Origin of the sequence: Parabacteroides sp. ASF519, assembly GCF_000364265.2 — a bacterium.
GTDB classification, from domain to species: Bacteria; Bacteroidota; Bacteroidia; order Bacteroidales; family Tannerellaceae; genus Parabacteroides; species Parabacteroides goldsteinii.
Map to the genome: position 1 here is coordinate 4,478,523 of NZ_AQFV02000006.1, position 13,025 is coordinate 4,491,547.

Consider the following 13,025-nt stretch of genomic DNA (forward strand, 5'->3'; position numbering starts at 1 on the left):
CGGCTATGTCTGAATATCCGGTAAACAGGGGTATCGGGAAGCCGGTGGAGTTCAAGGGGCTGAAAAGCCAGTACCTCTTTATCTTTTGCGGCGGCTTGCTTGCCGTCTTCGTGGTGTTCATCGTCCTGTTCATGGCAGGCGTGAACCAGTGGATATGTATCGGTTTCATCGTGTCGGCTTCGCTGCTGCTCGTGTGGCAGACGTTCCGGCTCAACGCACGGTACGGCACGCACGGGCTGATGAAAGCAGCCGCACGCAAAAGACACCCACGCTTCATTATCAGCCGAAAGGCGATACCCCGGCTGTTCAACTACAAAAGAAGAAAGGAAGAAAGAACATGAGGAATACATTAAAGGCTACCACGCTGGAACGAAAATTTCCACTTTTGGCGGTGGAGAACGGCTGCATCATTTCAAAGGATGCGGACATAACGGTGGCTTTCCGGGTGGAACTGCCCGAACTGTTCACCGTCACCAGTGCCGAATACGAAGCCATACATTCGGCGTGGTACAAGGCAATCAAGGTGCTGCCCGACTACTCCATAGTACACAAGCAGGACTTCTTCATCAAGGAGAACTACCAGCCCGACACCGAAAGGGACGAACTTAGTTTTTTAAGCCGCTCCTTTGAACGGCACTTCAATGAACGCCCGTTCCTGAACCATTACTGCTACCTGTTCCTGACGAAAACGACAAGGGAGAGAAGCCGCCGACAGAACGACTTCTCCACCCTCTGCCGGGGCAGGATTGTTCCGCAGGAGATAGCCGACAAGGAAGCGGCGGCAAAGTTCATCGAAGCGGTCGGGCAGTTTGAAAGGATTATGAACGACAGCGGTTTTGTCACGCTTACCCGGCTGGCGGCATCGGAAATCACCGGGCAGGACGGAAAGGCGGGCATCATCGAGAAATACTTCTCGCTCTCGCAGACAGATACCACCTGCCTGAAAGACATCGGGCTGTACCCGGAAGAAATGCGTGTCGGGGACGATATACTGTGCCTGCACACGCTCTCGGACGTGGAAGATTTGCCCGGAAAGGTCGGGACGGACTGCCGATTTGAGAAGCTGTCCACTGACCGGAGCGACTGCCGACTGTCATTCGCTGCCCCGGTGGGCGTGCTGTTGTCGTGTAACCACGTCTATAACCAGTTCATTTTCATAGACGACCACGCCGAAAACCTGAAGAACTTCGAGCAGACCGCCCGGAATATGCAATCGCTCTCCCGCTACTCCCGTGCCAACCAAGTGAACAAGGAGTGGATAGACGAGTACCTGAACGAAGCCCACAGCAAGGGGCTTATCTCGGTGCGCTGCCACTGCAACGTCATGGCATGGAGTGACGACAGGGACGAACTCAAACGCATACGCAACGATGTGGGAAGCCAGCTTGCGCTAATGGAGTGCAAACCCCGGCACAACACCACCGACACGCCCACGCTCTTTTGGGCGGGCATACCCGGCAACGAAGCCGACTTCCCGGCAGAGGAAAGTTTCTACACGTTCTTGGGGCAGGCTCTCTGCCTGTTCGTGGAAGAAACGAACTACAAGAGTTCGCTTTCCCCGTTCGGTATCAAAATGGTGGACAGGGTAAGCGGGCGACCGCTGCACATCGACATATCGGATTTGCCCATGAAGAAAGGCATCACCACAAACCGCAACAAGTTCATACTTGGGCCGAGCGGTAGCGGGAAGTCTTTCTTCACCAACCACATGGTGCGCCAGTATTACGAGCAGGGTGCGCACGTGCTGCTGGTAGATACGGGTAACAGTTACTTGGGGCTGTCCCAGCTAATCCACAACCGCACGCACGGCGAGGACGGGATTTATTTCACCTACACCAACGAGAACCCGATAGCGTTCAACCCGTTCTATGTCGAGGACGGGGTATTTGACATAGAAAAGAAAGAGAGTATAAAAACCCTTATACTCACCCTGTGGAAGCGGGACGATGAAGCCCCCAAGCGGTCGGAAGAAGTGGCGTTGTCCAATGCGGTAAGTGCCTATATCGAACGTATCACGGGCGACAGGTCGGTAACGCCCTGCTTCAACACGTTCTACGAGTTTGTCCGGGATGATTACCGCCGACAGCTTGAACAGAAGAACGTCAGGGAAAAGGATTTTGACATAGACAACTTCCTGAACGTGCTTGAACCGTACTATCGTGGCGGTGAGTATGACTACCTGCTGAACTCCGACAAGGAGCTGGATTTGCTGCATAAACGCTTCATTGTCTTTGAATTGGACAACATCAAAGACCACAAGATTTTATTCCCGATAACGACTATCATCATCATGGAAGCCTTTATAAACAAGATGCGCAAGTTAAAGGGAATAAGGAAGTTAATACTAATCGAGGAAGCGTGGAAAGCGATTGCGTCAGCGAACATGGCGGACTACATAAAATATTTGTACAAAACCGTCCGAAAGTATTTCGGGGAAGCGATTGTGGTAACGCAGGAAGTGGAAGATATTATTTCCTCGCCCATAGTGAAAGAGAGTATCATCAACAACTCGGACTGCAAGATTTTGTTAGACCAGCGAAAATACCTGAACAAGTTCAACAGCATACAGAACCTCTTGGGACTGACCGACAAGGAGCGTTCGCAGATATTGTCTATCAACATGGCGAACCACCCCGGACGGAAGTACAAGGAAGTTTTCTTCTCGCTGGGCGGCACGCAGTCGGCGGTGTACGCCACAGAAGTTTCGTTGGAAGAATATTACACGTTCACGACAGAGGAAAGCGAAAAAATGGAACTGTTCGCCCTCGCCGAGAAGCTGGGCGGCAACCTTGAACTGGCTATCAAGCGGCTTGCGGAAAGCAAACGCAATCCCCAATCATCAACAACTTAAAAATTAGGAACATGAAGAAAACAATTCTCCTTATGGCGGTATGCCTTTGCTTCATCGGCAAGGCATCCGCCCAATGGGTGGTGTCAGACCCCGGCAACTTGGCACAGGGTATCATCAACACCACCAAGCAGATAGTGCAGACTTCCACCACAGCCAAGAACACGCTGGACGGCTTCATGGAAGCGCAGAAGATTTTCCAGCAGGGTAAAAAATATTACGATGCGCTCAAAGCGGTGCATGACGTGGTTAAGGGCGGTGTCAAGGTGAAGAAGTCCATTGAACTGGTGGCGGAAATATCCGAAATCTACGTGCGCAACTTCCAAAGTATGCTGGCAGACCCGAATTTCACGCCTGACGAACTGTCGGCAATCTCGTTCGGCTATGCCAAACTGATGTCGGAAAGCTCGGACGTGTTGCAGGACTTGAAAAATGTAGTGAACATCACGGGTATGTCGCTGACGGATGCCGAACGGTTGGCTATTATTGATAATGCCTACCGAAGTCTATTGAATTACCGCAACCTCGTGAACTACTACACCCGCAAGAACATATCCGTGTCCTACCTGCGGGCAAAAAAGAAGAACGACACCGACCGGGTGCTGGCTCTCTACGGCTCGGCGGATGAACGCTACTGGTAACATATAAATCGGTATGCCTATGTTATTAGCAGCAGTAGATTTTGATAACCTGCACCAAGTGTTGCGGGTGCTGTACGATGAAATGATGCCCTTGTGCAGCAACATGACGGGGGTAGCGAAAGGGATAGCCGGGCTGGGAGCTTTGTTCTACGTGGCGGCAAAAGTGTGGCAGTCGCTCGCACGTGCCGAACCCATAGACGTGTACCCGCTCCTGCGCCCCTTTGCGCTGGGGCTGTGCATCATGTTCTTTCCCACGTTCGTGCTGGGGACAATCAACACGGTGCTGTCGCCAGTGGTGAAAGGGTGCAATCAGCTTATGGAAACGCAGACTTTCGACATGAACGAGTACCGGGCGCAGAAAGACCGACTGGAATATGAAGCCCTGATGCGAAGCCCCGAAACGGCTTACCTCGCATCGGACGAGGAATTTGACAGGCAACTGGAAGAACTGGGCTGGTCGCCCTCCGACATGGTGACTATGACGGGTATGTACATGGATAGGGCGGCGTACAATATCAAAAAGTCCGTCCGGGACTGGTTCAGGGAGTTGCTGGAAATGCTCTTTCAGGCGGCGGGGCTGATTATAGACACGCTGCGCACGTTCTTCCTGATTGTGCTTTCGATACTGGGTCCGCTGGCGTTTGCGATTTCCGTCTATGACGGTTTCCAAAGCACGCTGACCCAGTGGATTTCACGCTATATCTCCATTTACCTGTGGTTGCCCGTGTCTGACTTGTTCAGCAGCGTGCTGGCACGCATACAAACGCTGATGCTCCAAAAGGACATTCAGGAACTTTCAGACCCGAATTTCATTCCTGACGGGAGCAGCACCGTGTATGTAATCTTTATGATAATCGGTATCGTGGGCTACTTCACCATTCCAACGGTGGCAAGCTGGATTGTGTCGGCTGGCGGCACGTCTGCCTATAACCGCAACGTGGCACGGGCGGGGTCAATCGCCGGGGCTGCGGTCGGTGCGGCAAGCGGGAAAGTAACCGGGAAACTACTCAAATAAGACGGTTTCCACTCGGTAGCTACCTTGACCGTCACTCGGTAGCTACTTTGACAACCTCTTGGTAGCTGCCTTGACAAAGGGGCTGCAATAGAAAGATTTTAGAAACATTATTAGAACATACAGAAAAATGGAATTTAAATCATTAACGAACATCGAAACGAGTTTCCGGCAAATCCGGCTCTTTGCACTGGTATTCATCTGCCTGTGCGCACTGGTGACGGGCTTTGCCGTGTGGAACTCGTACAGCTTCGCCGAAAAGCAGCGGCAGAAGATATACGTCCTCGACAACGGCAAAAGCCTGATGCTGGCACTCTCGCAGGACATGGCGCAGAACAGACCCGTGGAAGCCAAGTCGCACGTGCGGCGTTTCCACGAGCTTTTCTTCACGCTCTCGCCCGACAAGGGGGCTATCGAAAGCAACATCAAACGTTCGCTGTTCCTCGCCGACAAGACCGCTTTCAACTATTACAAGGACTTGGCGGAAAAGGGCTACTACAACCGGGTGATTTCCGGAAACGTCACGCAGACGGTGGAGATTGACAGCGTGAAGTGCGACTTCGACCAGTACCCCTACAAGGTGAACACGTATGCCCGCCAGTTGATTGTCCGGGAAAGCAGCCTGACGGTGCGCAGCCTTGTGACCTCGTGCCGCCTGCTCAACGCCACACGGAGCGACAACAACCCGCACGGCTTCATCATCGAAGCGTTCACCATTACCGAGAACAAGGATTTGCAAACCGTCAAGAGATAGCCTTATGGAGAGAAAACGAAATTACATCGAAAAGGTGCAGGACTGGGCGGACGACCGCCTGCGCCGAATGTGCGGACGGATTACGCCGGGCAAAAGGCTGGCGGTTATCCTCGTGATGTTCCTATTTTTCGGCGGCTTGTCTATCTACATCACCGTTTCATCAATCTACAATATCGGGAAACGGGACGGCAGGCGGCTGCAAATAGAACATATCAAACAACTGCCATTGCAAGGCAATGACACAATCAACAGTATCAACCCTTAAACAGACCGGAATATGGAAGAAGTACAGAAGAATGAGAGCGGCACGACCGTACCGCAGGCGGACGGGAAACCTGAAAAGGAAAAGAAGCCCAAACGGGAACTTACCCCACAGCAGGTGCAGCAGCGTAGGAAGATGATAGTCTTCCCGCTGATGTTCCTCGCCTTTGCCGGGTGCATGTACCTGATATTCGCTCCCTCCGGCAAAGAGGACGTGAACGTGGAAAGCGTGGGCGGCTTCAATGCCGACATACCCCTGCCCGCAGAGGACGGGATTATAGCCGACAAGCAAAAGGCTTACGAACAGGCGATGCTGAACCGCAAACAGCAGGACAAGATACAATCCTTGCAGGACTTCGGTTTCACGGGGGACGATGAAACGGAAGAACCGCAAGCGGAAATCGACCTGATGCCGGAAGAAGATCCGAAGCCACAAAGGGGCGGCGGTGCTTCCTATTCGGCAAACGCTTACCGGGACATCAACCGCCAGTTAAGCACGTTCTACGAAACGCCCCCTGTGGACGAGGAAAAAGAGGACTTGAAGCGACAGGTGGCGGAACTGACCGACAGACTGCAACAACAGCAGAACGCCACACCCACCGCTGACGACCAAATGGCACTCTTGGAAAAATCCTACGAGCTGGCGGCAAAGTACATGAACGGCGGGCAGGGACAAGTCGCACAAGTCCCGGTAACGGGCGGCATTGACCGCAAGCCGGATGCAGTGGCGGTGCAGGCAATCCGGGAAACGACCGTTTCGGGATTGCGGCAGCCCATGAGCGATGCCGACTTCATCCGGGCTTACAGCCAGCCACGAAACTACGGCTTCAACACGGCGGTAGGCACGGGCTACGCTATGGGCAGGAACACGGTAGCCGCCTGCATCCACCAAGACCAAACGCTGACGGACGGGCAGGCGGTGAAACTACGGCTGCTTGAACCCATGCAGGCGGGAAACATAGTCGTGCCGAAGAATACCCTTGTGGCGGGGACGGCAAAGGTGCAGGGCGAACGGCTCGACATACTGGTGTCCTCGATTGAGTATGCGGGCAACATCATCCCGGTGGAACTCGCAGTGTTCGACACGGACGGACAAAAGGGATTATCTGTGCCGTCCTCTATGGAGCAGGAAGCGTTCAATGAAGCAATGGCGAATATCGGCAGCGGGCTGGGTACAAGCATTTCCTTTGCACGGAGTGCCGGGCAGCAGGTGGCTATGGACGTGACAAGGGGCTTGCTGCAAGGAACGTCCGGCTACCTCGCCAAGAAGTTCCGAACCGTGAAAGTGAAACTGAAAGCAGGCTATAAAGTCATGCTTTACGCCAAACAACAATAATTTTTAACCACTAAAATTTCAATTAACGATGAAACAGATTTTTGTAATGTTCGCCCTCTTGCTGGGCGTTTGTGCGGCAAACGCACAAACCACTGACACCGTAAAGTATGCGGCTGGCAACAACTTGTACCGGGGTATTACCCGGAAACTCCCGTACCGCCAAATGGTTACACCCTATGGCGTGGAAGTGACCTTTGCCAAGACGGTGCATATCATCTTCCCCGCCGCCGTCCGCTATGTCGATTTGGGAAGCAACCACATCATAGCAGGCAAGGCGGACGGTGCGGAGAACGTAATACGTGTGAAAGCCACGACAGAGGGTTTTCCGGGCGAAACGAACTTCTCCGTTATCTGCGAGGACGGGAGTTTCTTTTCATTCAACGCCAAGTACGCCCGTGAACCGGAAATGCTCAACATCGAAATGAAAGACTTCTTGGAGAACGAGGACACCAGCGACTTTTCGCATACCCGCATGAACATCTATTTCCGGGAACTGGGTAATGAAAGCCCGCTGCTGGTGAAACTGATAATGCGGAGCATCTACAAGAACAACGACCGGAAAGTGCGCCACTTGGGTAGCAAGCGTTTCGGCATACAGTTCTTAATCAAGGGGATTTACACTTATAACGGGATGCTCTACGTGCATACGCAGACAAAGAACAGTTCCAACGTGCCTTTCGATACCGACTTCATCAAGTTTAAGATAGTCGATAAGAAAGTACCCAAGCGCACGGCTATTCAGGAAACGGTGCTGGATGCGGTACGCAGCTACAACGAGGTGATAGAGATTGCCGGGAAATCGACCGTGCGCACGGTGTACGCCCTGCCGAAGTTCACCATTCCTGACGACAAGCTGCTGTTGGTGGAATTCTACGAGAAGAACGGCGGGCGGCATCAGGTTATCCGGGTGGAGAACGCCGACATCGTGAACGCAGAAGTGATTAACGAACTAAAAATCAAGTAGGGAATGAAGAAACACATCTTTATAATGATGCTCTTTGCGCTGTGCCTGACCTCGTTTCAGGCACACGCACAAAGATACCTGCCGGGCATGAAAGGCTTGCAGGTCACGGCTGGCATGGCGGACGGGGTGCATTGGAACGACAACACGGATTTTGCCTACCATATCGGGGCGGCGTACAGCGTTTACACCAAGAACGCCAACCGCTGGGTGATTGGCGGGGAATACCTGCACAAGAAGTATGACTACAAGGATATGAGAATACCAGTCGAACAGTTCACCGCAGAGGGCGGCTATTACCTGAAATTCCTTTCGGACAGGCGAAAGACCTTTTTTCTCTCGCTGGGACTGTCGGCACTCGCCGGGTATGAAACCAGCAACCAAAGCGAAAAGCTGCTGCCGGACGGCTCTACCTTGCTGGATAAGGACTGCTTCATTTACGGGGGTGCGCTGACGCTGGAACTGGAAGCCTACCTGACAGACCGGATAGCCTTGCTCGCCAACGCAAGGGAACGGGCGTTGTTCAGCTCGGACATAGGCAAGTTCCACACGCAGGTATCTTTGGGACTGAAATTCATTATCAACTGACCGCTATATAATAATGTATATGAAGAATGTAATGTATAAAATCATCATGGGTTGCTACATCGTGGCCGCCCTTGTGCTTGTCACCGCCTGTAATGACAATTTGGATATTCAGCAGGCGTACCCGTTCAGCATCGAAACGCTGCCAGTACCCAAAAGGCTGAAAGTCGGGGAAACCGCCGAAATACGCTGCCGACTGGTGCGTGGCGGCTATTACCAGCCGACTACCTATCAAATCAGGTACTTCCAGCCGGACGGCAAAGGGAAATTAGAAATGGATAACGGCACGGTGTTCCTGCCCAATGACCTATACCCGCTGGAGAAAGAAACGTTCAGGCTCTACTACACCTCGGCATCGACAGACCAGCAGACGATAGACATTTATGTAATTGACAGCTTTGGACAGGTGCAGCAACTTTCGCTATCGTTCAATAATGACAACGGCAAGGAAGAAACGGAAACAATAACGACCCTAAACAATAAAATGACATGGTAAAAATAGAATTGGATATAAAAGGTATCTCGTGGTACATAGAAACCACGTTGGAAACAGATACAGTTCCGGCAGTAGGTGACATCATTATCGTGGATAAGGACTGCATTTCCGCACGTGACAGGGCTGAATTGTGGAAAACGCCGTCCAATCAGGTTTTCAAATGGGCGGACGAAGAAGATGATGCGCCTGTAATGGAATGGTTCGACTGCGACACGGAAATGCTTGTCTATAAACGAACATGGAAATACGACATCGAGGAAGAAGAAACCGTGTGCATACTTGGTGTAAAATTCTTCCAACATGAAGATTTATAAGCTTTATTTCCTTATCGGTTGCATATATACGTGAAAAGCAACGATAGACAGGGAACACCAAATAGGGAATGATACGCAAGGCGTATGTTATGGCAGTCCACCCGCTGACAGTTCGGCGGGTGGACTTTTCATGTTAGGGAACAGGGCGGGTTTCTTTGCCACTTTATTTCCCGGCACTCACGAAAGAAAGTGGCGGCGGCAAACAGCCGCCGTTCTCTATCAACTGGTTTTAAGGCTCTTTATGGACGTGTATTTCTCTAACCACACCTTTACCTGTTCCATGTTGTATTCGCCCGTAATGATTGCCGTATGGTCGTTTATGGCTACAAACCGGACACTCTCGTAGCTATTTACCCAGCCTTGCAGGGAACAGACACCCCACGTTGCAACATCTTCAAAAACACTGCGGTCTATTTGGCTGATTGGCTCGCCGAAAACTACCGTCATTATCTGAAAGTCCGGTTTATCCTCTAACAGTTGCAAATGGTGCAGCGTGCCGAACTCGTCAGTTTTGCGCCCCCACGCCCACACATCATTATACAAATCATCGCCCCACTGGTGCGGGTGGTCGAAACGGACTTTGACCGCTGTGGAATGCGGGTCGTCTTGGATGCCCTCAATAACCCCCGTTACCATTAAGCCCGTAAAAATGCACTCGCAACGCCTGCCGATAAGCTCCTTGTTTACTTCTGTCGTTTTCATGTCCCTAAAATTTACTTATTTATTACTCCATTCTTCTTCGCTATCCACCCGTCACGCCTGCGGCGGCACTCGTCCAGCGTTTTGGCTACCGTGCTGAAAAGTTCGCCGTCCGTGTGGCGGTAGTCATATTGAAAATAAATCTGTCCCCTGAAAGCCCCTAAACAGCATTTCACGAACTTTTCTTCTCCCGGTGTTTGGGTAATGCTTACCCCGTTTTTGTTAAGTGACTGCATGATGTTCTATTTTTTTTATGGTTATAATATCAGTAAGAAAAGCAACGACAGGAAAAGCAGAGCCACGCCCAGCGCATAAAGGGCTGAAAGGCAGACACGGAGCAGGAAACAGGCGGCACAAAATACGATATACGCCGTTATCGCCGTGTCTGCTCCGGCTACGCTGGTGAACCGCCATGCAAGGCAGCACAGGAACGCCCGCCAAAGGATTTTATAAATGCTTTTCCGTTTCATCGCTTGGTTGTTTTTAGCGGGCAGGGCTTTGACACCCCGCCCGGATTGGTATTTGGTTATGCCGCACGGAACACAAAACCGTCATCAAACCAGTAATCGCACATAAACAGGTCACGGGCGAACTTTTCATAATCGAAATAGGTCTTTGCGAACTCCGGCAGGTTGTAGCATTCTTCTATGATTTCATAGGCGAAATCTTCTTCATCGTCATATTCCCCCTGATACTCGTCCCGGAAATCACGTACAAGGTCGTCCGCATCTTCCTCGCTCAAATCATGGCTTTTGTAGTTGCACCACACGAAAAAGGCTTCCTGCTCGGTGTCGCTCAAATCCTCCACCGCATCACGCAGGGAAAAGAAGTTTTCAGAAATCCAGCTTTCGGAAATCAAGGCTTCCGGGATATTCTCGTAATCCTGAAACATATATTCCGCATCTTCCTCGTCCTTGTGAAGTTCCCGGCAGGCTTCGTAAAATTCCTCCTTGTCCGAATAGTCCGAAAGGTCGAGCCATGCGCCGGACAATGAACCGTTGTTATACTTGGCGTAAGTGCCTACATAAACTTTTGCTTCCGATAATACCTTTGCTTCCATATTGCTGTAATTTTTTAAGTTTTTAATTTTATGCGGATTTGAGAGGTGAGGGAGTTGAAGTTTCACTGAACTTTTTTCCTGCTTCCCGTAAATCCGACTTTTTTTTTATGCGTCTTCCGGTCGGGTCGGTCGTTTTCGTTTCACATAGGCTGGTTTGTGAAGGGGTCTTGCTATGCAAATTTTTCCGACAAAAATTTTTTCCGACCAACGGGAAGCTGGAACAATTTTTTTCGATGAAACCCAATTTGCAGAGCCAAAAGCCCCCGTAGCTACCTTTGCCTATTGAAATGATAAAAACGGCTGTTCCGGCTGGGGGACTGCATAATGAGGAAGATTTACAGATAGGGAAACAGGGGAAAAGTGCTTGTTCCCTTTCATCCTTTAGGGAACACTCCATGCGGGCGGGAAAGGCAAGGGTACGGCAAGTTCATCTTGCGGTACGCTTGTGCGGATTTCCAACGGCTCTTTTCACGAAATACAGTCAGCCATGCCACGCACGGCTGGCGTTTCGTGGAATGTGCCAGTGGAAAAGGGAATAAAAAATGCGGGTAGTCGGTGGACTGCCCGCAAGGTGAAAGAATGTAAAATACTAGGATATAGCTTATTAGGTGGTATTTCGTTACCAAAATCGTTACCTGTTTTGTTACCAACGGTATATAGGTAACTGAAAATTTACATGGCGACTTCCTTGTAAATCTTCTCGATGCCGACAAACTTCTTGTCAAGCCCTTGCATATCGCTGCCTATTTTGCTGTTGGTGATGCGGGCGTAAATTTGGGTCGTTTCGATATTGGTGTGTCCCAGCATCTTGGACACCGTTTCAATAGGTACGCCCTTTGACAACGTGGTAGTCGTTGCGAACGTGTGACGTGCAAGGTGAAATGTCAGGTTCTTTTTAATACCGCATACATCGGCAATCTCTTTCAGGTACGCGTTTAGTTTCTGATTGCTGATTACGGGAAGTATCTTGCCGTTCGGTAACTTGCCCTTGTACTTCTTCAAAATCATCTTGGGAATATCCAGCAGGGGAACATTAACGTCCGTATTCGTCTTTTGCCGCTTTGTCATTATCCAAAGGTTGCCGTCAAAGGATTTGCATATATTATCTTGCGTAAGCCCGGCTACATCTATATAGGCAAGCCCGGTGAAGCAGGCAAAGATGAACAAGTCCCTGACGTGTTCCAGCCGCTCGGAAACCATTTTCTTTTTAAGGATGATTTTTATCTCGTCCTCTGTCAGATACCCCCTGTCCACTTTCTCCAGCCGGATTTTGTAGCTGGCGAACGGGTCGCCCACCAGTATGCCGTTGTTGCGGGCAATGATGATGATGCGCTTGAAGAACTGCATGAACTTGGCGGTGGTGTTGTAGCCACACTTGCAGGCTGTACGCAAATACAACTCAAAATCGGTAATGAACATCGGGGTAATCTCCTTTATGGATATGTCCGATACGTTGTACTTGCTGCGGATGAACTCGGCAAGGTGACGGCGGGTCACTTCATACTTGCGGTAGGTCGCTATCGTCTTGGATATGCCTACAAGCTGCTTCACATCGTCATTGTGCTTTTGGAACAGGGTAAGGATTGTTTCGTGGCTCTCGCTATGACCTAAAAACTCGTTTTTCACTTTCTCGGCGGTCACGTAGTTGTCACGCCGCTGCATTTCGTGGTAAATGGTATTCAAGGAAGAACGTATGTCGTCCAAAAGGGCGTTTATTCTTCCGGCATCCCTGCCTTTGGCTTTGCCCGCAACCGTGTTCCAATTGTCGGGCTGGATGCTTTGTTTCGTACTGAACTGGCAAAGTTTGCCGTCTATGGTGATGCGTGCCATAATCATAACCTCGCCGTTTTTCTTTTCAGAACCTTTCTTCAAATAAAAAAGAACCTTGAATGTCGATTTCATAACTCACTTTTTTTAGTTGCAAAATTAATTTTTACCTCTCGTTTTCGAGTTATGCAGACTATGGACTAATCAAGTCATTTTCAGGTCATTTGAGGACAAATCGTTACCGTTTTTGTCCGGCAGGGAATAGGTAACGATTTAGTAACGAAACTTTGT

The 13,025-nt window shown here is 50.5% G+C and carries 15 protein-coding genes and 1 pseudogene; 11 read left to right on the plus strand and 5 right to left on the minus strand.

Annotation, left to right across the window (positions count from 1 at the left end; genetic code table 11):
* The first annotated feature begins 5 nt into the window (after nucleotides 1-5).
* The 11 genes and pseudogenes from C825_RS17795 to C825_RS17845 all read left to right on the plus strand — a co-directional run bounded on the left by C825_RS17795 (nucleotide 6) and on the right by C825_RS17845 (nucleotide 9,208).
* Complete coding sequence (locus C825_RS17795) at nucleotides 6-341, plus strand: DUF4133 domain-containing protein (RefSeq protein ID WP_034531223.1); 336 nt, start codon at nucleotides 6-8, stop codon at nucleotides 339-341.
* Nucleotides 338-2,851 (plus strand): TraG family conjugative transposon ATPase, encoded by a 2,514-nt coding sequence (locus C825_RS17800; protein ID WP_044214496.1) that lies wholly within the window; start codon nucleotides 338-340, stop codon nucleotides 2,849-2,851. Before C825_RS17795 ends, C825_RS17800 begins: the two co-directional genes overlap by 4 nt.
* 11 nt (nucleotides 2,852-2,862) lie before the next feature.
* Nucleotides 2,863-3,489 carry a DUF4141 domain-containing protein gene (locus C825_RS17805; RefSeq protein ID WP_004325453.1) on the plus strand — a complete coding sequence of 209 codons (627 nt, stop codon included), beginning with the start codon at nucleotides 2,863-2,865 and terminating at the stop codon, nucleotides 3,487-3,489.
* Between the two features lie 19 nt (nucleotides 3,490-3,508).
* Nucleotides 3,509-4,504 (plus strand): conjugative transposon protein TraJ, encoded by a 996-nt coding sequence (gene traJ, locus C825_RS17810; RefSeq protein WP_004326113.1) that lies wholly within the window; start codon nucleotides 3,509-3,511, stop codon nucleotides 4,502-4,504.
* 127 nt (nucleotides 4,505-4,631) lie between these two features.
* A complete protein-coding gene (traK, locus tag C825_RS17815; protein WP_004309966.1) occupies nucleotides 4,632-5,255 on the plus strand; it encodes a conjugative transposon protein TraK in 624 nt (207 codons plus the stop codon).
* Between the two features lie 4 nt (nucleotides 5,256-5,259).
* Nucleotides 5,260-5,555: pseudogene (locus C825_RS17820) on the plus strand (TraL conjugative transposon family protein).
* Nucleotides 5,533-6,852, plus strand: coding sequence for a conjugative transposon protein TraM (traM, locus tag C825_RS17825; RefSeq protein ID WP_010803488.1), 1,320 nt, complete (start codon nucleotides 5,533-5,535; stop codon nucleotides 6,850-6,852). Before C825_RS17820 ends, traM begins: the two are co-directional and overlap by 23 nt.
* Before the next feature lie 28 nt (nucleotides 6,853-6,880).
* Complete coding sequence (traN, locus tag C825_RS17830) at nucleotides 6,881-7,816, plus strand: conjugative transposon protein TraN (protein WP_010803489.1); 936 nt, start codon at nucleotides 6,881-6,883, stop codon at nucleotides 7,814-7,816.
* A 3-nt stretch (nucleotides 7,817-7,819) separates the two neighbouring features.
* The gene (locus tag C825_RS17835) at nucleotides 7,820-8,401 is read left to right on the plus strand and encodes a conjugal transfer protein TraO (RefSeq protein ID WP_010803490.1); all 582 of its coding nucleotides are present in this window, start codon (nucleotides 7,820-7,822) and stop codon (nucleotides 8,399-8,401) included.
* Nucleotides 8,402-8,414: 13 nt separating this feature from the next.
* A complete protein-coding gene (locus tag C825_RS17840) occupies nucleotides 8,415-8,894 on the plus strand; it encodes a DUF3872 domain-containing protein (protein WP_250690596.1) in 480 nt (159 codons plus the stop codon).
* The gene (locus C825_RS17845) at nucleotides 8,888-9,208 is read left to right on the plus strand and encodes a hypothetical protein (RefSeq protein WP_010799827.1); all 321 of its coding nucleotides are present in this window, start codon (nucleotides 8,888-8,890) and stop codon (nucleotides 9,206-9,208) included. Before C825_RS17840 ends, C825_RS17845 begins: the two co-directional genes overlap by 7 nt.
* Nucleotides 9,209-9,427: 219 nt before the next feature.
* Here the strand turns inward: C825_RS17845 and C825_RS17850 are convergent, their stop codons facing one another.
* The 5 genes from C825_RS17850 to C825_RS17870 all read right to left on the minus strand — a co-directional run bounded on the left by C825_RS17850 (nucleotide 9,428) and on the right by C825_RS17870 (nucleotide 12,869).
* Nucleotides 9,428-9,910 carry a DUF7258 domain-containing protein gene (locus C825_RS17850; protein ID WP_010803492.1) on the minus strand — a complete coding sequence of 161 codons (483 nt, stop codon included), beginning with the start codon at nucleotides 9,908-9,910 and terminating at the stop codon, nucleotides 9,428-9,430.
* 11 nt (nucleotides 9,911-9,921) lie between these two features.
* Nucleotides 9,922-10,143, minus strand: coding sequence for a DUF3873 domain-containing protein (locus C825_RS17855; protein WP_010803493.1), 222 nt, complete (start codon nucleotides 10,141-10,143; stop codon nucleotides 9,922-9,924).
* A gap of 21 nt (nucleotides 10,144-10,164) precedes the next feature.
* A complete protein-coding gene (locus C825_RS17860) occupies nucleotides 10,165-10,377 on the minus strand; it encodes a hypothetical protein (RefSeq protein WP_044234868.1) in 213 nt (70 codons plus the stop codon).
* A gap of 56 nt (nucleotides 10,378-10,433) precedes the next feature.
* A complete protein-coding gene (locus C825_RS17865; RefSeq protein WP_010803494.1) occupies nucleotides 10,434-10,967 on the minus strand; it encodes an antirestriction protein ArdA in 534 nt (177 codons plus the stop codon).
* Between the two features lie 672 nt (nucleotides 10,968-11,639).
* Nucleotides 11,640-12,869 (minus strand): site-specific integrase, encoded by a 1,230-nt coding sequence (locus C825_RS17870; RefSeq protein ID WP_010803495.1) that lies wholly within the window; start codon nucleotides 12,867-12,869, stop codon nucleotides 11,640-11,642.
* Between the last annotated feature and the right edge of the window lie 156 nt (nucleotides 12,870-13,025).